This window comes from Mycobacterium sp. (assembly GCF_035274705.1).
GTDB lineage: Bacteria > Actinomycetota > Actinomycetes > Mycobacteriales > Mycobacteriaceae > Mycobacterium.
Genome location: NZ_DATENY010000016.1, coordinates 49,386 through 74,795, shown reverse-complemented (window position 1 = coordinate 74,795; position 25,410 = coordinate 49,386). Strand labels below are relative to the sequence as shown.

Genomic DNA, 25,410 nt, shown 5'->3' with positions numbered 1-25,410 from the left:
CGCAGCCAGAATCGCCGCCGTGAGGGGCGAGACGGTGATCGTCAATCCGAGGCCGAACACGACCAGGCCGGGCAGCATCTGCGTCCAGAAGTCGAACGGCTCACGCGCCATCGTCATCAGCAGGTAGCCACCCGCGGCGATCAGCGGTCCGATGGCCATGTACAGCCGCGGGCCGTGCACACCGGCCAGCGTGCCGAACCGGCGGGCCAAGAAGAACGACAGCACCGGCACGGGCAACGTGGCGAGCCCCGCCTGGGTGGCCGACAGCCCCGCGCTCTCCTGAAGGAACAGCGCGACGATCAATGTGCCCAGTGACACCGCGGCGTAAAGGGATACGGTCGCGAGGTTGCCCACCGCGAAGTTGCGGGCGGTGAAGATGTGCAGCGGCATCATCGGGTGGGCTGTGCGCCGCTCCCACCACGGGAACGCGATCAGGCACGCCACGCCGATCAGCAGGCTGGCGAGGACGACCGTGTTCGAGAAGCCCAGCCGCTGCCCCTCGATGAGCGCGTACACCGCGCCGGTGAGGCCCACGGCGTTGAGTGCGGCGCCGACGACATCGATTCGGGCCGAGCGGTCGGCTGCGAACTCCTCGGTTGACAGCTTGGTCGTCAGGTACAGCGTGACGGCCAGCGGCACGATGTTGACCGCGAAGATCCACCGCCAACCCACCGCGTCGACCAACACCCCGCCCAGCAGCGGCCCGATCACGAACGCCGTGCCGGTCCACGCAGTCCAGGTGCCGATCGCGCGGGACTGCTCGGCGCCCGAGAACCGCGCGTTGATCATCGCCAGCGAGCTCGGCACCAGAAACGCCGCGCCGAGGCCCTGCAGGCATCACGCGGCGACGAGCACCCAACCGCTGAATGCCAGCGCGCACAGCAGCGAGGCCACGGCGAACACGACAATGCCCATGCGGAGCACCGAGAGCCGGCCGAACTGATCGGAAACCGCTCCCGCGACGAGAATCAGCGCGCCGAGCGCGAGCAGGTATCCGTCCACCACCCACTGCTGCAGGGCCAGGCCGCCGCCGAACTCGCGGCCGATCGCCGGCAAGGCGAGGTTGACCACCGATCCGTCCAGAAACGCCACGAATGAGGCGAGCACCGCGACCGCGATCAGCGGCCGGTCGGTGCCGTAGGCGCGGCGCCGACGGCGGCTATCCGCCTCGGCGGGCATCGGGTTGGGTTACGTCTCCGTGTTCCTCGGCGGCGTTGTGCGCTTGTTTGGCGTCATTCGCATGCACGGCCCGTTGCGCGGCCCTGATCGCCACGTAGGTCACCAATGCGGCCACGGCGGTCAGCGGCCACCCCATAGCGATGCGCGCCACGCCCAGCCATCCCGTTTGGTCGGCGTCGTAGAGGTGTTGCTGCACCACGAAGCGCGAGGCGAACACCAGCACCCAGACGACGGTCGCGATGTCGAACGCGAGCACCGCCCGGCGCACCTGACGCCAGGCCCGGTCGTGGGAGTTCACCCATCCCCAGATGTAGCCGACGACGGGACGGCGGATGACCACGGACAGTGCAAACACCACCGCCCAGAACAGCGACATCCAGATACCCAGCAGAAAATAGCCTTTGGATTCACCCACGATGTAGGCGATCAGCGCGCTGATCCCGACACCGAAGAACCCCGAGATCGCCGGCTGGATGGTCTCGCGGCGGGCCAACCGCCACACCAGGATCAGAGCCGCCACGCCCAGCGCCGCGCCGATCGCGGGCAGGAGCCCGAACGCGGTGGAAACGGGAACGAACACCACGACGGGCAAAGAGGAATAGATCAGGCCGCTGATGCCGCCCATCTGCTCGAGGACGGCATTCGCTTTTGTGTGCTTCCCCGGTTCAGGTCCGGGGTCGGTCACTTCTGAATCTCGTAGTGCGGGTTGTAGATCGCCTTGGTGCCGTTTTCCAGCTTGCCGACGCGCCCGTGCACCCGCAGCGTGCGACCGGACTCGATGCCGGGAATGCGGCGCTGGCCGAGCCAGACGAGCATCACGGTGTCGGTACCGTCGAACAATTCGGCCTTGACCCCGCCGGCGCAGCCCTTGCCATTGGCCTCGACGCTGCGCAGGGTGCCGACCATCGTCACTTCCTGACCCCGTCGACAGTCGATCGCCTTTTGGGCGCCGGTGTTGGCGGCTTCGTCGGTGAGCTCTTCTACGTCGAGTTGCTCCGGGTCTTCCGTCAACCGGCGGGTGAGCCGGCGCAGATACCCTTCGGCCGTAGCCATGGCCTCTCCTGACTTCCGCAGATCCACCATGGATCTACCCAATCCAACGCCACCGTAGACCTCTTGGTTCCGATATGCCACGCGGGGCGCGGGTCGCCACGCCGAGGAGTTCGGCGGCCGGGCAGGATCATGTGATGGCGGTCAATCTGCGCGGTGTGACGACGGTTCTTCTGCCCGGCACCGGATCCGACGACGACTACGTCTACCGGGCCTTTTCCGGTGCGCTGCACGACGTGGGCGCTGTCGTCGTGACGCCGCCGCCGCACCCGGAACACCTCATCGACGGCTACTGTGACGCGCTCGACAATGCGGCCCGCGCCGAGCCGATAGCGGTCGGCGGGGTGTCCATCGGTGCGGCCGTGGCGGTGTCGTGGGCGCTGGCCCATGCCGGCCACGCCGTGGCGGTGCTCGCCGCCTTACCGGCGTGGACGGGTCCGCCCGAGACGGCTCCGGCAGCGATGGCGGCGCTGTATTCCGCACAGACGCTGCGCCGCGACGGTCTGGCGTCGGCGACCGCTCAGATGCGGGCGTCGAGCCCGCCGTGGCTGGCCGATGAGCTCACCCGTTCGTGGGTCGGCCAATGGCCGTCGCTGCCCGAAGCCATGGAGGAAGCCGCCAGGTTCGTGGCACCGACTTGCGGTGAGCTGGAGCGCCTGACCGTCCCGATGGGGGTTGCGGCCGCGATCGACGACCCGGTGCACCCGGTGGAGGTCAGCATCGAATGGGTCGCGGCGGCGCCGCGGGCGGCGCTGAGAACGGTCACGCTCGACGAGATGGGCGCAGACCCTGCGGTGCTTGGTGCGGCGTGCATGGCGGCGCTGGCCGACGCCTGACATTTGCGATTCGGCGCGCGTACGGGCGCCCATCGCCGGTTACCGCGCCGAAATCGCTAACCCCCCGTGATCGTGCGCAGCTGCTGCATGGCCGACCCCTGCGCGCTGCGGCGGGCGACGGGCTCCGGCGGCGGCTGTGCGCCCGCCTGCTGAGCTTGCTGCGCCTGCTGTGCTTGCAGGGCGGCCTGCTCGGCAGCGGCCTGCAGCTGCGCTGCCATCGGTTCGGGCAGCTGGACCGACAGTGGAGTGCGAACCGGAAGCGGCGTCTCGCCGCGGCGAATCACGGTGTCGCCCAATGCGTTTCGCGCTTCTTGCGCCAAAGTTTCAGAGTTTTCCTGCGGACCGTTGACAACGCAGCGGATCATCCAGCGGTAGCCGTCGACGCCGATGAAGCGCACCACGCCGGAACCTTCGCCTGCCACACCGACGACCTCACGGCCCCACGGGCCGTCCTCGATGGCGACCGTCGGTACGTCCTTACGCAGCGACTCGGCCAGTTCGGTGGCGACCTCGCGCCACAAGCCTGCCGACTTCGGAGCGGCATACGCGGCGACGGTGAAGCGGCCGTTGGGCGTCACCACCCACACCGCGCTGGGCACGCCCTGCTCGGTGAGTTCGACCTGCACCTGCCCCGCCTCGGGCATCGGGATCAGCACCGAGCCCAGATCCAGCCTGCCTTCCGCGGCCGCCGATGGGTCGTCGAAATCATCGATGTCGAAGGGACCGTCGATCTCGTCACGGTCATCCGCGTGGGTGACGTCGTCGCTGTCCTTGCGTCTTCCGAATGCCATCACAAACTCGCATGTCCGCCGGAGGAACCGTGGCCGCCTGCGCCACGGGTGGTGTCAGCCAGGCCGGCCTCGTCGAACGAGGTCACCTCGACCAGCTCGGGCAGCTCGACTCGCTGCACGAGCAGCTGAGCGATGCGATCTCCGCGGTGTACGACGATCGGGGTCTGCGGGTCGAGGTTGATCAATGCCACCTTGATCTCGCCGCGGTAGCCCGCGTCGATGGTGCCCGGGCTGTTGACGATCGAAAGTCCTACGCGGGCAGCCAATCCCGAGCGCGGGTGCACCAGCCCGACCATGCCGTGCGGGATCGCCACCGCGATCCCGGTCGGCACCAGCGCCCGCTGTCCGGGGGCCAGCTCGACGTCGAGCGCGCTGTAGAGGTCGACGCCCGCGTCGCCATCATGGGCACGACTGGGCATCGGCAAGTCGCGATCAAGGCGCACGACCGCCAGAGAGGTGGACACGACGTCAGAGATTACTCTTGGCCGCGTGTCCGACACGCGCGCCACGTCGCAATCCGTGCGCTACCGAGAACGGTTGTCGGTGCCTTGGTGGTGGTGGCCACCGGGCCTTGGCCTGGCCGCATTGATCGCGCTCGAGGTGAACCAGGGCGTACAGGCACTGCCGAACTGGTTGCCGTTTGCCGTACTGCTTCCCGTCGCCGCCGTCGTGTTGCTGTGGTTCGGCAGAACAGAGGTGCGGGTGATCGCCGGTGCAGGCGAGACCGAGCTGTGGGTGGGGCCGGCACACCTTCCCGTCAGCGTCGTATCCCGATCGGTTGAAGTGCCCAAGTCGGCGAAGTCGGCCGCCCTGGGCCGTCAGCTCGACCCGGCCGCATATGTCGTGCACCGCGCATGGGTGGGCCCGATGGTCCTATTGGTTCTCGACGACCCTGACGATCCCGCGCCGTACTGGCTGGTGAGCTGCCGCCATCCCGACCGGGTGCTGAACGCGCTCCGCGGCTGAGCCGCGAATCCAAGCCCCGCGGCTGAGCCGCGAATCCAAGCCCCGCGGTTAAGCCGCGCAATCCGTGCAGATCATCACGCCGTTCTTCTCGCTGGCCAGCCGACTGCGGTGATGTACCAGGAAGCAGCTTGAGCACGTGAACTCGTCGGCCTGCTTCGGGATGACACGCACCGACAGTTCCTCACCGGACAGGTCGGCGCCGGGCAGTTCGAAGGACTCGGCGGACTCGGATTCGTCGACGTCGACGACGGCCGACTGAGCCTCGTTACGCCGCGCCTTCAACTCCTCGAGCGAATCCTCGGAAACATCGTCGGTCTCAGTGCGCCGCGGGGCGTCGTAATCGGTAGCCATCCTCATGTCCCCTCCGTCAAACCTTGCAGCAGAGCTTTGTACCAGCGTCGAACGCATTCCCCAAATGATTCGTGCCCGTATTGGCACGCGTTCTACTGTGATTTACATCACACTGTAGTTCGCGCTGCCGGAAGGCTCCAGCGACGCGGGGCTTAGAGTGCATGCGTGGTCGCGCAAATCACAGAAGGTACAGCATTCGACAGACACGGTCGCCCGTTTCGTCGCCGTAATTACCTGCCTGGAATCCTGCTGTTCGTCGCGCTGGCGGTCGCCATGATGATGGCGTGGATCATGGCGCTCAATCAGCCGGTGGACGTACACGAGGCCACCATCTGCAATGCGCCGCCGCCCGCCGATCCCAGTGCCCCCGCACCCCGATTGGGCGAGCAGGTGTCACGGGCCGACATGGTCGGCGTCACGCCGGCCAAACTCGCGGACGCCAAGATCCGGGTGCTCAACGCCAGCGGTCAGGGCGGGCAGGCCGCCGAGGTGGCCGGTGAACTTCGCGACCTGGGCTTTGCCGAGCCCGCAGCGGCCAACGACACCCTCTACGCGAACACCCGCCTGGAATGCCAGGGCCAGATCCGGTTCGGTCCCGCCGGGCGTGCTGCGGCCGCCGCGGTCTGGCTGGTGGCACCGTGCACCGAACTGTTCCAGGATCAACGAAACGACGACACGGTCGACCTGGCCATCGGCACAGACTTTTCGGCGCTAAGCCACAGCGACGACATCGACGCGGTGCTGGCGAGCCTTCGCCCTGACGCGACGCAGGCCGCCGATTCGTCGCTGTTGTCCAAGATTCACACCGGCGCCTGCTAGACCCTTATCTCATTGCAGCGCAAGGACATTGGAGCTATAGCGCACCTGATCGGCGCAGCGTGTCCTGCAGAGCGTCGGCGATGCCCGCCCCGGCCGCCATCACGAACCCCGCTCCCCCGGCGGCCGGTGGCAGTCGCACCGTCGCGCCCGCTTCGGCGGCGATCAGCGCACCCGCCGCCCAGTCCCACACATGCACCCCATCTTCGTAATAGCCGTCGAGCTGACCCGCAGCGACCATGCAGAGATCCAAAGCGCACGAGCCCATCCGTCGTAGGTCGCGCACCGTGGGCAGGACCCAGGTGAGAATCTCGGCCTGGCGCGCCCGCTGCTCGGGTGAATACGAAAATCCGGTTCCTATCAACGACATTGACAGCTCCGTGGCCGCACTGGACCCTAGCGGCGTCGTCACACCGGCCAGGCGCAGCTGGGCACCGTGGCCGAGCCCCGCGGAGTACAGCGCGCCCGAGGCGACGTTGGCGACCGCCCCAGCCACCGACACGCCGTCGCGTTGTACGCCCACTGACACCGCATACATCTCGATGTCGTAGACGAAGTTGACCGTGCCGTCGATGGGGTCCAGTACCCAGGTGAGCCCGTCGTGTCCGGCCGACCCGCCTTCCTCCTCACCGAGCACGTGTTCGCCTGGCCGCAGTTCGGCCAGCCGGTCCCGCAACAGCCGCTCGGTCTCGGTGTCGACGACGGTGACCGGATCGGTCGGGGTGCTCTTGGCACGCACCGCCGGCCGCTGGGTCGGCGACGTGGACGGATTCCCGAAAACCTCGGCGCGGCGGCGCCGGACGAATTCAGCCGCCTCGGCCGCCAGCCCCTCGGCGACCGAGCGCAGCTCGACCAGATCGGTGTCGTTTTCCGTCACAGTTCCATCGCAACACAGTCCCGTTGCACGCCGGGGCCCAATCGCTAACCGGTTGCGCGACAGCCGCACATGAGATTTCCCGAACTACTAGTGTGTGGAGCGCGTCGCACCTGCCAGCCTCTGTGAGGAGCGCTCATGACCGCCACGGATTCACCCGCCGCCGAGCCCAGCACGAACGGCAGCCCGCAACGCCGCGGCTTCGGCATCGATGTCGGCGGAAGCGGTGTCAAGGGCGGCATCGTCGACCTTGACACCGGACAGCTGATCGGTGACCGCTTCAAGCTCGAGACCCCGCAACCGGCCACTCCCGACGCTGTCGCCAAGACCGTCGCTGCCGTTGTCAAAGAATTCGGCTGGACCGACAAGCTCGGTGTCACCTACCCGGGTGTGGTGACCGACGGGATCGTGCGCACCGCGGCCAACGTCGACAAGCGATGGCTCGGCGTCGATGTCCGCGACGTGTTCGGTAAGGCGCTCAACGGCCAGCAGGTGACCGTGCTCAACGACGCCGACGCGGCCGGTTTGGCAGAAGAGAAGTTCGGCGCAGGCAAGGACAACTCCGGCGTCATCGTGCTGCTGACCTTCGGCACGGGCATCGGCTCGGCGGTCATCCACAACGGAGTGCTGCTGCCGAACACCGAATTCGGCCACCTCGAGGTCGGCGGCAAGGAGGCCGAGCACAGGGCCGCGTCGTCGATCAAGGAGAAGAAAGGCTGGAGCTACGAGCGCTGGACCGAAGAGGTCACCAGCGTGCTGGTGGCGATCGAGAATGCGATCTGGCCCGACCTTTTCATCGCCGGTGGTGGCATCAGCCGCAAGGCCGACAAATGGGTGCCGCTGTTGAAAAACCGCACGCCAGTGGTCGCGGCCGCCTTGCAAAACACCGCAGGAATCGTCGGCGCGGCCATGGCTGCCGACGTCGACGTCACGGCTACTGCCAAGTAACCGCGCTTTGCCCGGTCCGCGGATCGCCGCGCGGACGGTCAAATTTGCCGCTCATCACGGCGCTCCCTCACACTGTCGTTACAATGGTCGTCGGCGGCCGCATCCCGGATAGCGGCGAGATCAACCGCCAATATTCGACATAACCGACGCTTTTCGATGGTGCGTGACCGCGCCCGTCGAAATTTGCAAGATCGAAAGGGTGTACGTGGCAGCGACAAAAGCACGCCCGGCAACCGATGAGCCGGTGAAGCGCACCGCTACCAAGGCCCCCGCCAAAAAGACCGCGGCGGCGAAGTCTGCCAACGGATCGGCGCCCGCGAAACGGGCCACCAAGTCGGCCCCGGCGAAGGCCGCCGCCAAGACCGCGAAGGCGGCCCCCGCCAAGGCGCCCGGCGGCAAAGCCGACGCGCCCGCCACCCGGGGCCGTGCGAAGAAGGCCACCGGAGCCGGCGCGGAAGTCGTCGACGAAGCCCTGAGCACCGACGAAGTCGAGAGCGGCGACGAGCTCGACGCCGAGCCCGATGAGGTCATCGAGGTAGACGAGACCGATATCGACCTTGCGGATCTCGTCGTCGAGGACGATGACTCCGCTGAGGACGAGGCTACCGACGAAGAGCCCGACGCCGAGGAAAGCGACGCCGAACCCGCCGCCAAGTCCGCCAAGAGTGTCGCCGCCGAGGACGAAGAGATCGCCGAACCGTCCGAGAAAGACAAGGCCTCCGGCGACTTCGTCTGGGACGAAGAGGAATCTGAGGCACTGCGGCAGGCCCGCAAGGACGCCGAACTCACCGCGTCGGCCGACTCGGTGCGTGCCTACCTCAAACAGATCGGCAAGGTCGCGCTCCTCAACGCCGAGGAAGAGGTCGAGCTGGCCAAGCGGATCGAGGCCGGTCTGTACGCCACGCAGCTGATGTCGGAACTGGCCGAGAAGGGCGAGAAGCTTCCCGCCGCGCAGCGCCGCGACATGATGTGGATCTGCCGCGACGGCGACAAGGCGAAAAACCATCTGCTGGAAGCGAATCTGCGTCTGGTGGTGTCACTGGCCAAGCGCTACACCGGCCGCGGGATGGCGTTCCTCGACCTGATCCAGGAAGGCAACCTCGGCCTGATCCGTGCGGTCGAAAAGTTCGACTACACCAAGGGTTACAAGTTCTCCACGTATGCGACGTGGTGGATCCGCCAGGCGATCACCCGCGCGATGGCCGACCAGGCCCGCACCATCCGCATCCCGGTGCACATGGTCGAGGTGATCAACAAGCTCGGCCGCATCCAGCGTGAGCTACTGCAGGACCTGGGCCGCGAGCCAACGCCCGAAGAGCTGGCCAAGGAAATGGACATCACGCCGGAAAAGGTGCTGGAGATCCAGCAGTATGCGCGTGAGCCGATCTCGCTGGACCAGACCATCGGCGACGAAGGCGATTCGCAGCTCGGCGATTTCATCGAGGATTCCGAGGCCGTTGTCGCGGTCGACGCGGTGAGCTTCACCCTGCTGCAGGATCAGCTGCAGTCGGTGCTGGAGACGCTGTCGGAGCGTGAGGCAGGTGTGGTGCGGCTACGGTTCGGCCTGACCGACGGCCAGCCCCGCACGCTCGACGAGATCGGCCAGGTGTACGGCGTCACCCGTGAACGCATCCGGCAGATCGAGTCGAAGACGATGTCAAAGTTGCGTCACCCCAGCCGTTCTCAGGTGCTGCGCGACTACCTCGACTAAGCGCGTCGTCTAATACCTGGATTTCGCTGAATTGCGGTAGCCTCTTGCGCCGTGCCCGAGAAACCACCACGGATCCCGCCGTTGGCGGTGGTCCAGACGATCAACACGGTCCGCGCAGGGCTGTCACGGCTGCAACGCTTGCTGGCGCCCGGTGGCATCAATGTGCTGGAGCTGATCACCGGTGGCTGGACCGCACAGGCGATCTATGTGGCGGTCAAGCTCGGCATTCCTGACCAGCTGGCTGACGGCCCGCTGGACGCTGACGAGATGGCACGCCGGGTCGGTGCGGACCCTGGCGCGGTCTACCGCCTTATGCGGGCGCTGGCGTCCAAGGGAGTGCTGCACCATCGCAGCGACAACAAGTTCAAGCTCACGGCGACCGGCACGGCATTGCGAACGGGAACCCCAAGTTCGATGCGAGATCTGGCGCTCTTCATTGGTCATCCTCTGCGCTGGGAGGACTGGGGCAACCTGCTCTACTCCGTGCAGACCGGCAAGCCCTCGGTCGACAAGCTCCGGGGCATGCCGTTTTTCGAGTACGTCGAGACCGACGCGGACCTGGCCGAGGCGTTCAACAACGCGATGACCGCTGGGAGCGAGTTTTCGATCTTCAGCGTGCTCGCCGCGTACGACTTCTCCGGTTTCAAGACGATCATCGACGTCGGCGGCGGCCACGGCCGGCTGCTGTCCATGATCCTCGCGAAGGCACCCGGCGCCAGCGGTGTGCTTTTCGATCTGAACTCGGTAGTGGATGGTGCCGGACCAGTGCTAGAGCAGGCCGGCGTGGCGGACCGCTGCAAAGTAGTCGACGGCTCGTTCTTCGAGTCGGTCCCTGACGGCGGCGACGCGTACTTGATGAAAAACATCATCCACGACTGGCCCGATGACGACGCAGTGCGCGTCCTGCGCAATGTCCGTAGTGCGATCCAGCCCAGCGGCAAGCTGCTATTGCTGGAAAGTGTTTTGCCCGAACGCTCTTCGTCCGACTTCGGAATGGTGCTCGACCTGGAGATGCTCATTGCCGTCGGCGGCAAGGAACGCACCCGTTCTGAGTGGACCGATCTCTTGCGCCACGCCGGGTTTCGGCTCGAGCGCGTCGTGCGGACTGCTACCCCGGTGTCGATCGTCGAGGCGATACCCGTCTAACGCTTCTTCTCGCGGACCTTGTACGTCGAGGGCCACGACTCTCGCGTCTCGTCGCCGACCAGCGGCACACCCTTGCCGCCAATCCTGATGTCGTACGGCTCCTTGCCCGGGCCGACTTCACGATTAGCGTGCTCAGTGGCGAGGTAGATCAGCTGATCGATCTCCGCTTCGGCGAAGGCAACGAACGTGGTCTTACGGACGATGTCCTCGGCGGCGGGAACCATCTTCTCGGGCAGAACTCGTGACGCGAGCGCCGCCAGGCCCAACAGCGAGAACGGGATCACCCAGTAGCAGATGAACGACAGCGGGGTCTTCGTGTCCAGGATCGTGGCGTCGCCCTGCATGATCGGGGGGATCGCCGACGACACTGTCATGCCCGCGAACGCAGCGACCCAGATCCATGTCAACAGCGTGGTGATCTTGGCGAATAGTTCACTCTCGACCACCTCCTTGGGCTGGCCCACTTCGGCGAACTCACGGATGAACGGCTTGCCGATGAGCACGCCGGTCAGGGCGACCAGGAAGATCCCGGCATTGCTCAGCGGCTGCATCCACCGCTCCATGAACGACTGGTCCAGCGTGAATGTCAGCACTGTGAGCACGATAAACGTTGCAACAGCGCCGATTTCGATCGTGCGCCCTGGCGTCCCTCTCATGCGCCCGATCACGAGCGATACCGCGGCGATCGCAAGGGCGACCAACACCGCGGTGGTGAACGGGACGTTGCCGACTAGGACCCAATAGACGATCCACGGCGCAAGACCAAACAGAATGCCCACGACGGGTGAGTCTAGGTTGTCAGTCTTCGCCGCGACTGTAAACGTCTCGCCCCAATGGAATGCCGGGACTTAATTTGTACTCATGACCCAGCGCCGCAGAGTGTCATCGGGCTCCGAGTACGAGTCGGCCGTCGGCTATTCACGGGCGGTACGCGCCGGCTCGCACATCGTGGTGGCCGGAACCACCGGGTCGGGCGACGGCGTTGCCGAGCAGACACGAGAAGCACTGCGGCGCATTGACATTGCGTTGCAAAAGGTGGGCGCATCCTTGACTGACGTGGTGCGGACCCGCATTTTTGTCACCGACATCTCGATGTGGAAGGAAGTCGGGGCGGTGCATGCCGAAGCCTTCGGCGAGGTTCTGCCGGTCACGACGATGGTCGAGGTCTCGGCGCTCATCTCCCCCGAGCTGCTGGTCGAGATCGAGGTCGACGCCTACCGCGAGGCCTAGGTCGCAAGCGGCCCGAAGCGGCCGCTCGCATCCGGCAGATACGGCGTGACGTTTATCACAGCCGCCGCGGGCAATGCTCCATACAGATGCGGAAACACCATCGCATCGGGGTCGGTGGGGACACCGGGTTCCCAGCGGACCGGGGAGGACAGGCGTGCGGGATCGATTCGCAGCAGCACAAGATCGGTGCGTCCGGCGTAGAGCCGGTTGGCCGGCAAATGCACCTGCTCAGGCGTCGACAGATGGACGAACCCGTTCGCGTCCAGCGAATCGGGTCGATGCTCACCCCGGATCTGCGCCAGCCGCCAGTCATCGGCGCTGCAAATGTGGACCAAGACGCTCGGCGAGTGGGGCATATCGTCAGCCTGCACTGCTCGCAAGTCGGCGTAACCGTGAGACACGACACACCCGTAAACCCCCGGGGAACAAGGCCGGAACCGAATGTGTCTGACACAGTAGAGCTACGCACGAGCATTTCGGAGGTGCCAATGTACGCAACGCTCACCAGTCCCGAACTCACCAGGGCTGACCGATGCGATCGTTGTGGGGCCGCTGCACGTGTACGCGCGAAGCTTCCGTCGGGTGCCGAATTGCTGTTCTGCCAGCATCATGCCAATGAGCACGAGGCAAAGTTGGTCGAGGTGGCCGCGGTTCTCGAAGCCAGTCCTCTGGAGCCGTAGCACCGAATCGGCAATGCTGGACTGGTCATGACTGACCAGCCGACGCCGATCAAGCCATCGAAGCATCACATCTGGCACATCGTTCGACGCACATTGTCGAAAAGCTGGGACGATTCGATCTTTTCCGAGTCGGCTCAGGCGGCGTTCTGGTGCGCGCTTTCACTGCCGCCGCTGCTGCTCGGCATGCTGGGGAGTTTGGCGTACCTCGCGCCGCTGTTCGGGCCGGACACGTTGCCGATGATCGAGAATCAGTTCATCAGCACGGCCGGCCGCTTCTTCTCGCAGAACGTGGTCAGCGAGATCATCGAGCCGACTGTGCGCGACATCGTCAGGGGCGCCCGCGGCGAGGTGGTCTCGCTGGGATTCGTGATCTCGCTGTGGGCGGGCTCGTCGGCGATCTCGGCGTTCGTGGACTCGATCACCGAGGCCCATGACCAGACGCCGCTGCGCCACCCCGTGCGTCAGCGGTTCTATGCACTGGGCTTGTACGTGGTCATGTTGGTGTTCGCCATCGCCACCGCACCCGTCGTGGCGCTCGGTCCGCGCAAGATCGCCGGGTACCTCCCGGACAGCTGGGACAACGTCCTGGCCTTCGGGTACTACCCCGCACTGTTCGTTGCTCTCGTGGTCGGGATGAACATCCTCTACCGGGTGTCACTGCCCAAGCCGCTGCCGTCGCATCGTCTGCTCATCGGCTCGGTGCTGGCCACCGCGGTGTTCTTGATCGCCACGCTGGGGCTTCGGGTCTACCTGACCTGGATCACGAGCACGGGCTACACGTATGGCGCGCTGGCGACCCCGATCGCGTTCCTGTTGTTCGCCTTCTTCCTCGGTTTCGCGATCATGCTCGGCGCCGAACTCAATGCCGCCATCCAGGAGGAATGGCCCGCACCCGTCACTCATGCACGCCGACTGCGCTGGTGGCTCGAGGAGAAAGCCGAGTCGCTCAACGGCAGCGGAGTGGTCGCCCCGCCGGCGACTGCGACCGCGACTGCGACGGCCGAGGGCGACGGCGCTACGTCTTGAGCTTCTCGTAGATGCGCTTGCACTCGGGGCACACCGGCGATCCCGGCTTGGCGGCCTTCGTCACCGGAAACACCTCGCCGCACAGCGCGACGACGTGCGTACCCATGACAGCGCTCTCGGCGATCCTGTCCTTCTTGACGTAGTGGAAGTACTTCGGGGTGTCGCTTTCGGTCCCGTCGTCGACGCGTTCGTCGGTGTCGGTGCGCTCGATCGTCTGGGTTCGCATGGGACCCATTTTGCCCGTAAGAAATCCCACGCGTACAGCGGACGACGAGTGTGGAACAGTGGAGGCATGAAACACGGCCAAGAGCTGAGTTTCGACGACGAGGGCCGGCCCGTCCTCATCACCCGTGCCGCGGTGCCCTTCGAAGAACAGCATCGCGAACGCGTCCGCAAATATCTGACGCTGATGTTCTGGCGCATCCCGGCGCTGATCCTCGCGGCGGTCGCATACGGCATCTGGCACAACGGGCTCATATCTCTGGCGATCATCTTGGTGTCGGTGCCGTTGCCGTGGATGGCGGTGCTGATCGCCAACGACCGGCCGCCCCGTCGCGCAGAGGAACCGCGGCGGTACGACTCGCGGCGGATACCCCTGTTCCCGACGGCCGAGCGGCCCGCTTTGGAAAGCCGCCGGCCATCGTCACCGCAACCCGACGTGAGCGAACCGCAGGGTGATGTTCCCAGCTGAGGAACTTCTGGCTCTATTCTCAGCACATTCTCAGGTCACGGTCGAATAACCGCAGATCAGAAGGTGTGAACCGGCTAACTGGTGGGAACTCTTAGCGCACATTGGGCGTTGTAGCTCATGACAGTTCGACCCGATCAGGAGGCCGTCATGGCAAATGCCACCACCACCCGCGTTGACTCCGACTTGGACGCCCAAAGTCCAGCCGCTGACCTCGTGCGCGTGTACTTGAACGGCATTGGCAAAACGGCCTTGCTCAATGCCGCCGATGAGGTCGAACTCGCAAAGCGCATCGAGGCAGGGCTTTACGCGCAGCATCTGCTCGACACGCGCAAGCGCTTGGGCGAGAACCGCAAACGTGATCTTGCCGCCGTCGTCCGCGACGGTGGAGCGGCCCGGAGCCACCTCTTGGAAGCCAACCTTCGGCTCGTCGTATCGCTGGCGAAGCGCTACACCGGCCGTGGCATGCCGTTGCTGGACCTGATCCAGGAGGGCAACCTGGGCCTGATTCGCGCGATGGAAAAGTTCGACTACACCAAGGGATTCAAGTTCTCGACCTACGCCACGTGGTGGATCCGGCAGGCCATCACCCGCGGCATGGCGGACCAGAGCCGGACCATCCGGCTGCCCGTCCATCTGGTGGAGCAGGTCAACAAGCTGGCCCGGATCAAGCGCGAGATGCACCAGAACCTCGGCCGTGAAGCGACCGACGAGGAATTGGCGGCCGAGTCGGGGATTCCGGCCGAGAAGATCGCCGATCTGCTCGAGCACAGCCGTGATCCGGTGAGCCTGGACATGCCCGTCGGCAGCGATGAGGAAGCCCCGCTGGGCGACTTCATCGAAGACGCCGAAGCGATGTCGGCCGAGAATGCGGTGATCTCCGAGCTGCTGCACACCGACATCCGCCACGTGCTGGCCACGCTCGACGAGCGCGAGCAGCAGGTCATCCGGCTGCGCTTCGGCCTCGATGACGGCCAGCCGCGCACGCTCGACCAGATCGGGAAGCTGTTCGGGTTGTCCCGGGAGCGGGTCCGCCAGATCGAGCGTGAGGTGATGGCCAAACTGCGCAACGGCGAGCGCGCCGACCGGCTACGGTCGTACGCCAGCTAGCTTTCGCACGGAGAATGCCCGTCGGATCACCGGCGGGCATTCGTGCTGTGCAGGGCTCGGTCCCGGATGATGTTGAAGCTCAGTTTTCCCAGCTTGACCGGTAGACTCTGGCGTGACGGAGGGTTACCTAATGAACGATCTAGTCGACACCACCGAGATGTACCTGCGGACGATCTACGACCTCGAAGAAGAGGGCGTAGTGCCGCTGCGTGCGCGCATCGCCGAGCGTCTCGAGCAGAGTGGCCCGACCGTCAGCCAGACCGTGTCGAGGATGGAGCGCGACGGGCTGCTCCACGTCGCCGGTGACCGGCACCTCGAGCTGACCGACAAGGGCCGCGCCCTTGCCGTCTCTGTGATGCGCAAGCACCGGCTCGCCGAGCGGCTGTTGGTCGACGTGATCGGGTTGCCGTGGGAGGAAGTGCACGCCGAAGCCTGTCGCTGGGAACACGTGATGAGCGAGGACGTCGAGCGCCGGCTGGTGCAGGTCCTCAACAATCCGACCACCTCCCCGTTCGGCAACCCCATTCCCGGCTTGTCGGAGCTGGGCGTCGACCTGGTCGGCGGCGAAGACCGCAGCCTGGTCCGGCTCACGGAGCTGCCGTCAGGTATGCCCGTCGCTGTTGTGGTCCGCCAGCTCACCGAACACGTCCAGGGCGACGCCGACCTGATCGCGCGGCTCAAGGACGCCGGTGTGGTGCCCAACGCCCGGGTGACCGTCGAAGCCAACGACCACGGCGGGGTGATGATCGTGATCCCCGGCCATGAACAGGTCGAGCTGCCCCACCACATGGCGCACGCCGTCAAGGTCGAGAAGGTCTAGCCGGCCCGCTGCCTGAAGGCGCGCCGCGGCGGTAGACGTACCCCGAGCCGCTCGGCCAACCGGTATCCGGTAGTCGCCAGTTCACGGATTTGTTCGGGCCGCATTCCTGATTGCAGCGCGGTGTCGAGCATGCCCGCCATCTTGTGGGTGGGATCACAGCGCAGCGCCGCCTCCAGCGACACACCGGCCAGGGGTCCGTCGCCGCGGGCGTAGGCGGAGAACGCCAGCAGCACCAGCGCCTCGATGCGCCACGGCTGCGGCAGCGTGCGCGACAACATTGCCCACAACGACTCGGCCGGCGCAGCGTCCTGGCCTACGGCAAGGGCGTAGAGGGTGTCCCTCACCAGTGGGTCGATCAGCGCGCACGCCAGCCGAATGAGCTTGGCGTGGCGCAGCTTTCCGCCGCTGGCCACCCGCCTGGCTGCGGCTATCGCCTCTTCGACGTCCCGGCGCGCAGCGGCATCGTCACGCTCGGCCTGTGTCTGCGCGTACGCGTCGATGGCGTCCGCCAGCGCGGAGCTGCGTTCGGGGTCGGCGACCTCGATGACCGCCTGGAGCTCGGCACGGCGCGCGTAGAGCCGGCGCCCGTCGAGCACCGCGGCCATGGCCAACGGTGACGCCGAGGGATCCTCGACGGTGCCTGCGCTGCCGCAGCCGTCGGCGCAATGCCAGCGTCCGCCCGCCGCCACCCGGTCCACTACGTGCGCGGCGTACAGCTCGATACCGCGTGCGGCCAGTGTGTGCTGCAGCGCGGTGGCCAGTTCGCGGTATTCGTCACTGCACATCTGGCAGCCGGCGCCTTCCTCGTCGACCACGACAGCGATCGCCGAGTCAGGTTTCGCCGCAGCCGCGACGTCGGCGATGTGGCCCAACGAATCCATGAGTTCGTCCGAAAGATCGACGCGCATAACGCATCCCATTTCGCCACGATCGACGGTCACGAGCACGAGCGATTTCTCGGGGACGAAGCCGAGAACAGCGGGTAGGGCCGCGATCAGTACACCGGGCCGGTTGAGGTGGAAGTCGGGTGATTGCGATGTCGTCATAGCTGCCAACATCGCAACCGACACCGTCGGCCACGCCCGATGCGACGGCCTCACCACGCCGTCTGGGGATGGAATCGCGACTGGGGATGGCCTAGGGGCCGCCGCGCCTGACTTTGAGCACCGCCTCGGTGAACAAGCTGTCCAGCGCATGGGTATCGGGGGCGATGTCGGGGGTGGACTCCGCGGTGCCGTCATGCAGCCACGTCGCGCTGACGCGGGTGTCGCCGATCTGCGCGGACAGTGTCAACGTTCTGCTCATCAACCCAGTCGATTCCGCCGTGACGGTCTGGTCAACGGCGTAGGTGTCGTCGGCGTCGACCGGCGGCGCGGGCAGCACCGTCGCCGTGACCGTCGAGATGTCCTCTCCCTGTACCGCCGTGAATGACGGGCATGCAATCAGCTGATCGGCCCTGGCGCGCAACGGCGTAACAGGACGGGTCACGGTGACGATGAGGCTGCTGGCGTTCTGACTGTCCATGCCCTGCACCGCCGCGGTGTGCTGGGGCGTCAGCGCCGGCGGCGCGCACTCCGGCGGGGTCACGACGGACCCCGCTGACACACCGTCGACGTCCTGCAGTGCTCGATACACGGCAGTGCCGTCGAGCACTGCGGCGGGATATTCGGCGGGGAATCGGTCGGGTTCAATCAACAAGTCCGGCACCGGAACAGGTCTCGGCTCGGCGGCGGGCGTCACGGGGTGCGCGGTTCCGGCGAGGATACGAGTGCAGCCACCTACCAACGCCATCGTGGCGATGAGCGCGCAGACGCGCGAGGACCGCGACAGTGTGCCGACCATCAGGTGCCATCGTCTCATCGAGGCGACCGCAGCCCGCTCAGGCGCACCGCGGGACAACTATTCACTGGCTATTGACGTCGTCGGCATGCGAGATTGACCCAATCGGCGTAGACCTTTTGCCATGGCTTCCATGCTGGAGTACGACCTCGTCGTCATCGGTTCTGGTCCGGGCGGGCAAAAAGCCGCGATTGCCGCGGCGAAGCTCGGCAAGTCGGTTGCGGTCGTCGAGCGCGGGCGGATGCTCGGTGGTGTTTGCGTGAACACCGGCACCATCCCATCCAAGACGCTGCGCGAGGCCGTGGTCTACCTCACCGGCATGAGCCAGCGCGAGCTGTACGGCGCCAGCTACCGCGTGAAGGAGAAGATCACCCCGGCCGATCTGCTGGCCCGCACCAGTCATGTCATCGGCAAGGAACAGGACGTTGTCCGGTCGCAGTTGATGCGCAACAGGATCGACCTGATCCAGGGCCACGGTCGTTTCATCGATCCGCACACGGTGCTGGTTGAGGAGCCCACCCGCGGCGAGCGCACGACCGTCAGCGGCGAGTACGTCGTGATCGCCACCGGCACCAAGCCGGCCCGGCCGACGGGCGTCGAGTTCGATGAAGACAGGGTGTTGGACTCCGACGGCATCCTCGATCTGAAGTCGTTGCCCGCGACGATGGTGGTGGTCGGCGCCGGCGTGATCGGCATCGAATACGCCTCCATGTTCGCCGCGCTGGGCACCAAGGTCACGGTGGTTGAGAAACGCGACACAATGCTGGACTTCTGCGATCCGGAGATCGTGGAGGCGCTGAAATTCCACCTGCGGGACCTGGCGGTGACCTTCCGGTTCGGCGAAGAGGTGACGGCGGTCGATGTCGGCGCCGCCGGCACCGTGACGACGCTGGCCAGTGGCAAACAGATCCCCGCCGAGACGGTGATGTATTCCGCGGGCCGCCAGGGCCAGACCGACCACCTCGACCTCGCCAACGCCGGCCTGGAAACCGACAACCGTGGACGGATCTTCGTCGACGACCAGTTCCAGACCAAGGTCGACCACATCTACGCCGTCGGTGACGTGATCGGCTTCCCGGCACTGGCCGCGACGTCGATGGAACAAGGGCGGCTGGCCGCGTATCACGCGTTCGGCGAACCCACCAAGGGCATCACCGACATCCAGCCCATCGGCATCTACTCGATTCCCGAGGTGTCCTACGTCGGGGCGACCGAAGTGGAGTTGACCAAGGACTCGATCCCCTACGAGGTCGGGGTGTCGCGGTATCGCGAGTTGGCGCGCGGCCAGATCGCGGGTGATTCGTACGGCATGCTCAAGCTGCTGGTGTCCACCGACGACCTGAAGCTGCTCGGTGTACACATCTTCGGCACCAGCGCGACTGAACTGGTGCACATCGGCCAGGCGGTGATGGGCTGCGGCGGCACCGTCGAATACCTCGTCGACGCGGTCTTCAACTATCCGACGTTCTCGGAGGCCTACAAGGTCGCGGCGCTTGACGTGATGAACAAACTGCGCGCACTGAGCCAGTTCCGCAGCTAGCCGCAGTCGTCGTCGAACACCGTCGGCGCCGCATCTGCCGGACCACCGGCTTCGGCGCGTGTCAGCAGCTGCCTGATCGCGTCGTCGAAAGGTGGTGAGTACGAGACGCTTTCGTCACAACCACCCCCCTCCAGTCCGCCGATCAGACCCACTGCCGTCGAGCCGGTGATCCAAGGAGACCCCGACAGACCATCGGCCACCGCGCCGCATGGAAAGGACGGAAAGCCCTTGGCGGCCGGCGCTGTAGCGCCCTGACAGCCGATCGGCCCGCCGCCCTCGCCCATTGCATAGCCGGTGACGGTGACGACGGTGCCTGGCTTTGGGGCCGGACCCAGTGTCAGGCCGCCGCCGGCCTGCGCCTGGATCGTTCCGCCCTTATCGCGGCTCACCCGTGCGATCGCGAAGTCGGCGATCGGGTCCTGGTTGGCCACCCAGCGAGGGTCCAGGTAGACCGCGTCGATGTGCCAAACATCTTCCGGCGGGGCGTCATTGAGCAAACCAGCGACGAAGTTGACGTCGAGACCCTCGGCCACGCAGTGCGCGGCGGTGAGGATCAGATCACCTCCGGCGGAGTCAAGCACGGCGCCGGTACAGGTGTGCAGTGAGCCACCACCCAGGAACACCGCGCCGACCCGCGGATCCGGCGGTACGGGGTTGGCCGTCGGCCCTGTGGCCGAGTGCACTGGGCTGGCCGCCGTGCTTGAGCGCGACGACGGCGCTGCCGGAGCGGGGCGCGCGCAGGACGAAGTCAGCCCGACGAGCAGTGCGGCCGCCAGCGCCATAGGGGCGACCGCGGATGTGCGCATCTGACGATCTTGCCCGAACCCGGCGGCCGCGGCATTTGGCAAACATTGCACCGGTGCGTTCAGTACTGCCGAAAACGGGCATCAGACGTGGAATGCGGCGTGTTGAGTGTCGCGTTGGCACAGGTAGGCGGGGCCGCAATAGCATCCTCCGCAAAATGCGCGACACTAGTGGTCTCGGTGACGCGGCCGGCTGGTCGCGGCATCGAGGCGAGGAGGCAAGGCGAAATGTCTGACAACGCAGATGGCCCACAACAGCACTACCAGCCCGAACAGACCGGGATGTATGAGCTGGAGTTCCCGGCCCCGCAACTGTCGTCCGACGACGGGCGCGGACCGGTGATGATCCACGCCCTGGAGGGCTTCTCCGACGCCGGGCACGCGATTCGGCTGGCCGCCGAGCACCTCAAGAACACGTTGGACACGGAGCTTGTGGCGTCGTTCGCGATCGACGAACTGCTCGACTACCGGTCGCGGCGCCCGCTGATGACGTTCAAAACCGACCACTTCACCCACTATGAGGAGCCCGAGCTCAACCTCTACGCCCTGCACGACAGCGTGGGAACACCGTTTCTGCTCCTTGCCGGCATGGAGCCAGACCTGCGCTGGGAGCGGTTCATCACAGCCGTACGGCTGCTGGCCGAGCGGCTCGGCGTCCGGCGGGTCATCGGTCTGGGCACCATCCCGATGGCGGTGCCGCATACGCGCCCGATCACGATGACCGCCCACTCCAACGACAAGGAGCTGATCGCCGATCACACACCGTGGGTGGGCGAAGTGCAGGTGCCCGGAAGTGTGTCCAACCTGCTCGAGTTCCGGATGGCCCAGCACGGCAACGAGGTCGTCGGGTTCACCGTGCACGTTCCGCACTATCTGGCACAAACCGACTATCCAGCCGCCGCGCAGGCACTGCTGGCGCAGGTCGCCACGAGCGGCTCGTTGCAGATTCCGCTGGCCGCGCTGACAGAAGCTGGTGTGGAGGTGCACGACAAGATCAACGAGCAGGTCGAGGCGAGCCCCGAGGTCGCTCAAGTGGTGGAGGCGTTGGAGCGACAGTACGATGCCTTCGTCGCCGCTCAGGAGAACCGGTCGCTGCTGGCACGCGACGAGGACCTGCCCAGTGGCGACGAACTCGGCGCCGAGTTCGAACGGTTCCTCGCCCAACAGGCCGGCGACAAGTTCAAAGAGGACGACAAGTAGCCCTCACCCGGCCCGACAACGAAGTTGGCGAATTATGACCGCGACAGCCCAGTGGGCGAAATGAGCGAGCGAAAACCCAACCTGCGCCCCGTGCGTGAACTCACCCCCACGCTGCAGTTCTGCACCCTCCACGGGTACCGGCGCGCATTCCGGGTGGCCGGCTCCGGGCCAGCGATTCTGTTGATCCACGGCATCGGCGACAACTCCACCACCTGGAGCACGGTGCAGACCAAGCTGGCGCAGCGGTTCACCGTCATCGCCCCCGATCTGCTGGGCCACGGCAAGTCCGACAAGCCGCGCGCGGACTACTCGGTCGCGGCCTACGCCAACGGCATGCGCGATCTGCTCTCGGTGCTCGACGTCGACCACGTCACTGTGATCGGCCATTCGCTGGGCGGCGGAGTGGCCATGCAGTTCGCCTACCAATTCCCGCAATTGGTGGACCGGCTGATCCTGGTGGGCGCCGGCGGGGTGACCCACGACGTCAACATCGCGCTGCGGTTCGCGTCGCTGCCGATGGGTAGCGAGGCGCTGGCGCTGCTGCGCCTGCCACTCGTGCTGCCGACTCTGCAGGCGGCCGGCCGCGCCGCAGGTGCGCTGTTCGGGTCGACGGGCTTGGGTCGCGACCTTCCCGACGTGCTGCGCATCCTTGCCGATCTGCCGGAGCCCACCGCGTCGTCGGCGTTCGTTCGCACTTTGCGCGCGGTGGTGGACTGGCGCGGCCAGGTGGTCACCATGCTGGACCGATGTTATTTGACGCAATCCGTTCCGGTTCAATTGATTTGGGGCAGCCGGGATTCGGTGATTCCGGTGAGCCACGCCCGGATGGCACACGCCGCAATGCCGGGTTCGCAGTTGGAGATCTTCCAGGGCTCAGGGCATTTCCCGTTCCATGACGATCCGGACCGCTTCGTCGAAGTCGTCGAGCGGTTCATCGATTCCACGGAGCCCGCGAAATACGACCAGGAATACCTTCGCAGTCTGCTGCGCGCCGGCATCAGTGAAGGCGCCATCACCGGATCCGTCGACACCCGCGTCGCGGTCCTTGACGCGATGGGCGCCGACGAGCGCAGCGCCACCTGACTAGGCGTCTCGCCTCACCACGTAGCATCGGCGCATGGCCATCGACGTGACAGTGTTGCGCGTTTTCACCGATCCTGACGGCAACTTCGGAAACCCCCTCGGCGTCGTCGACGCCAGTGCAGTCGAGCCTGGCGATCGGCAGCGGATTGCCACCCAATTGGGTTACAGCGAAACGATATTCATCGATGTGCCGCAGCCGGGAGCTAACACGGCACACGCGCGGATCTACACCCCAGCCACCGAGCTGTCCTTCGCCGGACATCCGACCGTTGGCGCTTCATGGTGGCTGCGCGATCGAGGTACACCCATCCACACGCTGCAGGTGCCGGCCGGCATCGTCCAAGTCGCCTACGAGGACGATGTGACGGCTGTAAGCGCGCGCTCCGAGTGGGCGCCGGAGTTCGCGATCTACGAATTGACGTCAACCGATGAGCTGTTCGCCGCGGATCCCGACGACTACCCCGACGACGTTCAGAACTACCTGTGGACATGGACCGATCGCGACCAGGGTGAGCTACGCGCGCGCATGTTCGCGGCGAATCTGGGCGTACCCGAGGATGAGGCGACCGGCGCCGCCGCCGTGCGGATCACCGACTACCTCAGCCGCGACCTGACGATCGTGCAGGGCAAGGGTTCGGTGATCTACACCCAGTGGAGCCCGGAGGGTTGGGTCCGCATCGCCGGTCGCGTAGTCAGCGACGGCATCAAACAGATCTGACGGCGGGGCGGTCAGCCCTGCGTCGCGACGTTGCGGGCCGCGCGCAGCGCTTCGATCTCGCGTTCGAAGTCCTCCGCCGATTCGAACGAGCGGTACACCGACGCGAAGCGCAGGTACGCGACCTCGTCGAGCTCACGCAGCGGCCCCAGAATGGCCAGACCGACTTCGTGGCTGGCCACCTCGGGTGAGCCCGTCACCCGCACGGCGTCCTCCACCTGCTGGGCAAGGAGGTTCAGGGCGTCGTCGTCGACCTGTCGGCCCTGGCAAGCCCGGCGCACGCCCCGGATCACCTTCTCTCGGCTGAACGGCTCGGTGACGCCGCTGCGCTTGACGACGGCCAGTACCGCGGTCTCGACCGTGGTGAAGCGACGACCGCACTCCGGACACGACCGTCGGCGCCGAATCGCTTGACCCTCGTCGGTTTCGCGGGAATCGACCACCCGAGAGTCGGGATGGCGACAGAACGGACAGTGCATCACCGCTCCTTCGCCGCGCCGACGGACAACTACCTCGAACGTCTCTGAGCGTACCTGCGCGGCCCCCGAGTAGCCCAGCACCGCGGAGTTTGGCCTGCATACGACCGAAGCAGTCACCAGAGCCGTTGTGCGGCAGCATCTTTCACTGCTCACCGGCCCGCCGTCAGCCGATCGGCGCGATCAGGGTTTGACCGGCGTCCAGCGCCACGGAGTCGAGCCGGTTGAGTTCGCGGATGCGCTCTACGACCTGACCCACCGGTGCGTCCGGGGCGACACGATGCGCGACCTGCTGCAACGTCTCCCCCATCTGGACCTGGACCACGGCCAACCGGTCCGGTACCGCGGCCGTCCCGGACGCCATCTCACCGAACTGCGCGATCAGTCCGAGCCACACGGTGATGGCCGCCGCGATGAGCGCCAAAACCACCGTCGTCGCCGGGGTGATCGGCCGCCGGCGATGCGAGGCCCGCGACACCAGGACGCCGCTGCCCCTGTACCTCATCGGCGCCCCGCCCGGACGATGCGACTTCGGCCGCCGGCGGGTGTCTGCCGGCCGGAATCCCGGCCTGACCACCGGAGTCGCCTGGAAATCTCGGGTGTCGAGGATCGTCATGTGCCTGCCTTCCGCTCCGCTGCTCTCGCTCTTGTGTTCGAATATACTCGATCACATGTTCGATTAATAGAACGTGTGATCGAACTGTTGCCAAACGATAGAGCGACCCACCGACAAATTTCGGCGGCCGATTGCAGGGCAGACCGGGAACGCGACACGCCTCGAACACATGTTTGATTATCTTCTCGGCGCGGACTAGATTCGGCGCCATGAGCGACGACAGCAGCGACAGCGGGGCCGGCACGGTCGGCACTGGGCGCAGGAGCCCCAGCGAAGGACTGACCGAGCGTCAGCGCACCATTCTGGAGGTCATCCGCTCCTCGGTCACCTCGCGTGGGTATCCGCCCAGCATCCGGGAGATCGGCGACGCGGTAGGCCTGACCTCGACGTCGTCGGTGGCCCATCAGCTGCGCACGCTCGAGCGCAAGGGCTATCTGCGGCGCGATCCGAACCGGCCAAGGGCAGTCGACGTCCGCGGCTCGGAGGACTCCGTGACGCCGATCGTCACCACCGACGTGGCCGGTTCCGACGCGCTACCGGAACCGACGTTCGTGCCGGTGCTCGGCCGAATCGCCGCAGGCGGACCGATTCTGGCCGAAGAAGCCGTGGAGGACGTCTTCCCGCTGCCGCGGGAGCTGGTCGGCGAGGGCTCGCTGTTTCTGCTCAAGGTGGTCGGCGACTCGATGGTCGACGCGGCCATCTGCGACGGCGACTGGGTCGTCGTGCGTCAGCAGAACGTCGCCGACAACGGCGACATCGTCGCGGCGATGATCGACGGCGAAGCCACGGTGAAGACGTTCAAGCGCACGCGTGGTCAGGTATGGCTGATGCCACACAACCCCGCATTCGACCCGATTCCCGGCAACGACGCTGCCGTGCTCGGCAAGGTCGTCACGGTCATCCGCAAGATCTAGCG

The 25,410-nt window shown here is 66.1% G+C and carries 31 protein-coding genes and 1 pseudogene; 17 read left to right on the top strand and 15 right to left on the bottom strand.

What is annotated here, in order from left to right:
• The 3 genes and pseudogenes from VJV41_RS04225 to VJV41_RS04215 all read right to left on the bottom strand — a co-directional run.
• Positions 1-1,179 (bottom strand): annotated as a pseudogene (locus VJV41_RS04225) (MFS transporter); the annotation flags it as partial.
• On the bottom strand, positions 1,160-1,864 hold the full coding sequence (locus tag VJV41_RS04220; RefSeq protein ID WP_325331406.1) for a DUF3159 domain-containing protein: 705 nt from the start codon (positions 1,862-1,864) through the stop codon (positions 1,160-1,162). The pseudogene VJV41_RS04225 and the gene VJV41_RS04220, both read right to left, overlap by 20 nt.
• The gene (locus VJV41_RS04215) at positions 1,861-2,232 is read right to left on the bottom strand and encodes an OB-fold nucleic acid binding domain-containing protein (RefSeq protein ID WP_325331404.1); all 372 of its coding nucleotides are present in this window, start codon (positions 2,230-2,232) and stop codon (positions 1,861-1,863) included. Before VJV41_RS04215 ends, VJV41_RS04220 begins: the two co-directional genes overlap by 4 nt.
• Positions 2,233-2,366: 134 nt before the next feature.
• Between VJV41_RS04215 and VJV41_RS04210 the strand changes: the two genes are divergently transcribed.
• Positions 2,367-3,065 (top strand): alpha/beta hydrolase, encoded by a 699-nt coding sequence (locus VJV41_RS04210; RefSeq protein WP_325331402.1) that lies wholly within the window; start codon positions 2,367-2,369, stop codon positions 3,063-3,065.
• Between the two features lie 56 nt (positions 3,066-3,121).
• On the opposite strand, the gene VJV41_RS04205 is transcribed toward VJV41_RS04210, so the two are convergent.
• Both VJV41_RS04205 and dut read right to left on the bottom strand, forming a co-directional pair.
• The gene (locus VJV41_RS04205; protein WP_325331400.1) at positions 3,122-3,856 is read right to left on the bottom strand and encodes a DUF3710 domain-containing protein; all 735 of its coding nucleotides are present in this window, start codon (positions 3,854-3,856) and stop codon (positions 3,122-3,124) included.
• Entirely contained in the window at positions 3,856-4,320 is a 465-nt protein-coding gene (dut, locus tag VJV41_RS04200) for a dUTP diphosphatase (protein WP_325331398.1), read from the bottom strand. Before dut ends, VJV41_RS04205 begins: the two co-directional genes overlap by 1 nt.
• 25 nt (positions 4,321-4,345) lie before the next feature.
• Here dut and VJV41_RS04195 point away from each other — a divergent pair, with 25 nt between their 5' ends.
• Positions 4,346-4,822, top strand: a complete 477-nt coding sequence (locus VJV41_RS04195) for a DUF3093 domain-containing protein (protein WP_325331396.1) — start codon at positions 4,346-4,348, stop codon at positions 4,820-4,822.
• A 48-nt stretch (positions 4,823-4,870) separates the two neighbouring features.
• Here the strand turns inward: VJV41_RS04195 and VJV41_RS04190 are convergent, their stop codons facing one another.
• Entirely contained in the window at positions 4,871-5,173 is a 303-nt protein-coding gene (locus tag VJV41_RS04190; RefSeq protein WP_024445904.1) for a DUF4193 domain-containing protein, read from the bottom strand.
• Positions 5,174-5,338: 165 nt separating this feature from the next.
• Here VJV41_RS04190 and cei point away from each other — a divergent pair, with 165 nt between their 5' ends.
• Positions 5,339-5,992: an envelope integrity protein Cei gene (cei, locus tag VJV41_RS04185; RefSeq protein WP_325331394.1), complete on the top strand. Its 654-nt coding sequence runs from the start codon at positions 5,339-5,341 to the stop codon at positions 5,990-5,992.
• Between the two features lie 34 nt (positions 5,993-6,026).
• Here cei and VJV41_RS04180 read toward each other — a convergent pair whose 3' ends face one another.
• Positions 6,027-6,866 carry an inositol monophosphatase family protein gene (locus tag VJV41_RS04180; protein WP_325331392.1) on the bottom strand — a complete coding sequence of 280 codons (840 nt, stop codon included), beginning with the start codon at positions 6,864-6,866 and terminating at the stop codon, positions 6,027-6,029.
• 135 nt (positions 6,867-7,001) lie between these two features.
• Between VJV41_RS04180 and ppgK the strand changes: the two genes are divergently transcribed.
• The 3 genes from ppgK to VJV41_RS04165 all read left to right on the top strand — a co-directional run bounded on the left by ppgK (position 7,002) and on the right by VJV41_RS04165 (position 10,668).
• Positions 7,002-7,811 carry a polyphosphate--glucose phosphotransferase gene (gene ppgK / locus VJV41_RS04175; protein WP_325331390.1) on the top strand — a complete coding sequence of 270 codons (810 nt, stop codon included), beginning with the start codon at positions 7,002-7,004 and terminating at the stop codon, positions 7,809-7,811.
• A 205-nt stretch (positions 7,812-8,016) separates the two neighbouring features.
• Positions 8,017-9,522, top strand: a complete 1,506-nt coding sequence (locus VJV41_RS04170; protein WP_325331388.1) for an RNA polymerase sigma factor — start codon at positions 8,017-8,019, stop codon at positions 9,520-9,522.
• Positions 9,523-9,573: 51 nt separating this feature from the next.
• The gene (locus VJV41_RS04165; RefSeq protein ID WP_325331386.1) at positions 9,574-10,668 is read left to right on the top strand and encodes a methyltransferase; all 1,095 of its coding nucleotides are present in this window, start codon (positions 9,574-9,576) and stop codon (positions 10,666-10,668) included.
• On the opposite strand, the gene VJV41_RS04160 is transcribed toward VJV41_RS04165, so the two are convergent.
• Entirely contained in the window at positions 10,665-11,447 is a 783-nt protein-coding gene (locus VJV41_RS04160; protein ID WP_325331384.1) for a hypothetical protein, read from the bottom strand. The genes VJV41_RS04165 and VJV41_RS04160 overlap by 4 nt on opposite strands.
• A gap of 82 nt (positions 11,448-11,529) precedes the next feature.
• Here VJV41_RS04160 and VJV41_RS04155 point away from each other — a divergent pair, with 82 nt between their 5' ends.
• Positions 11,530-11,898, top strand: coding sequence for a RidA family protein (locus VJV41_RS04155; protein WP_325331382.1), 369 nt, complete (start codon positions 11,530-11,532; stop codon positions 11,896-11,898).
• Here the strand turns inward: VJV41_RS04155 and VJV41_RS04150 are convergent.
• On the bottom strand, positions 11,895-12,254 hold the full coding sequence (locus tag VJV41_RS04150; protein WP_325331380.1) for a DUF952 domain-containing protein: 360 nt from the start codon (positions 12,252-12,254) through the stop codon (positions 11,895-11,897). The two genes, VJV41_RS04155 and VJV41_RS04150, sit on opposite strands and share 4 nt — an antisense overlap.
• 132 nt (positions 12,255-12,386) lie before the next feature.
• Between VJV41_RS04150 and VJV41_RS04145 the strand changes: the two genes are divergently transcribed.
• The gene (locus VJV41_RS04145) at positions 12,387-12,578 is read left to right on the top strand and encodes a DUF7455 domain-containing protein (RefSeq protein WP_325331418.1); all 192 of its coding nucleotides are present in this window, start codon (positions 12,387-12,389) and stop codon (positions 12,576-12,578) included.
• Positions 12,579-12,605: 27 nt separating this feature from the next.
• A complete protein-coding gene (locus tag VJV41_RS04140) occupies positions 12,606-13,604 on the top strand; it encodes a YihY/virulence factor BrkB family protein (protein ID WP_325331378.1) in 999 nt (332 codons plus the stop codon).
• Here VJV41_RS04140 and VJV41_RS04135 read toward each other — a convergent pair.
• Positions 13,594-13,830, bottom strand: a complete 237-nt coding sequence (locus tag VJV41_RS04135; protein ID WP_325331376.1) for a DUF3039 domain-containing protein — start codon at positions 13,828-13,830, stop codon at positions 13,594-13,596. The two genes, VJV41_RS04140 and VJV41_RS04135, sit on opposite strands and share 11 nt — an antisense overlap.
• A gap of 66 nt (positions 13,831-13,896) precedes the next feature.
• Between VJV41_RS04135 and VJV41_RS04130 the strand changes: the two genes are divergently transcribed.
• The 3 genes from VJV41_RS04130 (at position 13,897) to VJV41_RS04120 (ending at position 16,222) form a co-directional block, all read left to right on the top strand.
• Positions 13,897-14,295: a DUF3099 domain-containing protein gene (locus VJV41_RS04130; protein ID WP_325331374.1), complete on the top strand. Its 399-nt coding sequence runs from the start codon at positions 13,897-13,899 to the stop codon at positions 14,293-14,295.
• A gap of 147 nt (positions 14,296-14,442) precedes the next feature.
• Positions 14,443-15,402, top strand: a complete 960-nt coding sequence (sigB, locus tag VJV41_RS04125; protein WP_325331372.1) for a sigma-70 family RNA polymerase sigma factor SigB — start codon at positions 14,443-14,445, stop codon at positions 15,400-15,402.
• Between the two features lie 130 nt (positions 15,403-15,532).
• Positions 15,533-16,222 (top strand): metal-dependent transcriptional regulator, encoded by a 690-nt coding sequence (locus VJV41_RS04120; protein ID WP_325331370.1) that lies wholly within the window; start codon positions 15,533-15,535, stop codon positions 16,220-16,222.
• Here the strand turns inward: VJV41_RS04120 and VJV41_RS04115 are convergent.
• Both VJV41_RS04115 and VJV41_RS04110 read right to left on the bottom strand, forming a co-directional pair.
• Positions 16,219-17,268, bottom strand: a complete 1,050-nt coding sequence (locus VJV41_RS04115; protein ID WP_325331368.1) for a DUF4192 domain-containing protein — start codon at positions 17,266-17,268, stop codon at positions 16,219-16,221. The genes VJV41_RS04120 and VJV41_RS04115 overlap by 4 nt on opposite strands.
• A 91-nt stretch (positions 17,269-17,359) precedes the next feature.
• On the bottom strand, positions 17,360-18,082 hold the full coding sequence (locus VJV41_RS04110) for a hypothetical protein (protein WP_325331366.1): 723 nt from the start codon (positions 18,080-18,082) through the stop codon (positions 17,360-17,362).
• Between the two features lie 112 nt (positions 18,083-18,194).
• Between VJV41_RS04110 and sthA the strand changes: the two genes are divergently transcribed.
• On the top strand, positions 18,195-19,601 hold the full coding sequence (gene sthA / locus VJV41_RS04105) for a Si-specific NAD(P)(+) transhydrogenase (RefSeq protein WP_325331416.1): 1,407 nt from the start codon (positions 18,195-18,197) through the stop codon (positions 19,599-19,601).
• Here sthA and VJV41_RS04100 read toward each other — a convergent pair.
• Entirely contained in the window at positions 19,598-20,407 is an 810-nt protein-coding gene (locus VJV41_RS04100) for a trypsin-like serine peptidase (protein ID WP_325331364.1), read from the bottom strand. The genes sthA and VJV41_RS04100 overlap by 4 nt on opposite strands.
• A gap of 225 nt (positions 20,408-20,632) precedes the next feature.
• On the opposite strand from VJV41_RS04100, the gene VJV41_RS04095 reads away from it, so the two are divergent.
• Genes VJV41_RS04095 through VJV41_RS04085 form a run of 3 tightly spaced genes read left to right on the top strand, consistent with a single transcriptional unit; the run spans position 20,633 to position 23,405 of the window.
• A complete protein-coding gene (locus VJV41_RS04095; RefSeq protein WP_325331362.1) occupies positions 20,633-21,604 on the top strand; it encodes a PAC2 family protein in 972 nt (323 codons plus the stop codon).
• Positions 21,605-21,664: 60 nt separating this feature from the next.
• Entirely contained in the window at positions 21,665-22,687 is a 1,023-nt protein-coding gene (locus VJV41_RS04090; RefSeq protein ID WP_325331360.1) for an alpha/beta hydrolase, read from the top strand.
• A 34-nt stretch (positions 22,688-22,721) separates the two neighbouring features.
• Complete coding sequence (locus tag VJV41_RS04085) at positions 22,722-23,405, top strand: PhzF family phenazine biosynthesis protein (RefSeq protein ID WP_325331358.1); 684 nt, start codon at positions 22,722-22,724, stop codon at positions 23,403-23,405.
• Positions 23,406-23,416: 11 nt separating this feature from the next.
• On the opposite strand, the gene nrdR is transcribed toward VJV41_RS04085, so the two are convergent.
• Positions 23,417-23,881: a transcriptional regulator NrdR gene (gene nrdR / locus VJV41_RS04080; protein WP_325331414.1), complete on the bottom strand. Its 465-nt coding sequence runs from the start codon at positions 23,879-23,881 to the stop codon at positions 23,417-23,419.
• 163 nt (positions 23,882-24,044) lie between these two features.
• Complete coding sequence (locus tag VJV41_RS04075) at positions 24,045-24,494, bottom strand: LysM peptidoglycan-binding domain-containing protein (protein WP_325331356.1); 450 nt, start codon at positions 24,492-24,494, stop codon at positions 24,045-24,047.
• 209 nt (positions 24,495-24,703) lie between these two features.
• On the opposite strand from VJV41_RS04075, the gene lexA reads away from it, so the two are divergent.
• On the top strand, positions 24,704-25,408 hold the full coding sequence (gene lexA, locus VJV41_RS04070) for a transcriptional repressor LexA (RefSeq protein ID WP_325331354.1): 705 nt from the start codon (positions 24,704-24,706) through the stop codon (positions 25,406-25,408).
• Positions 25,409-25,410 lie beyond the last annotated feature (2 nt).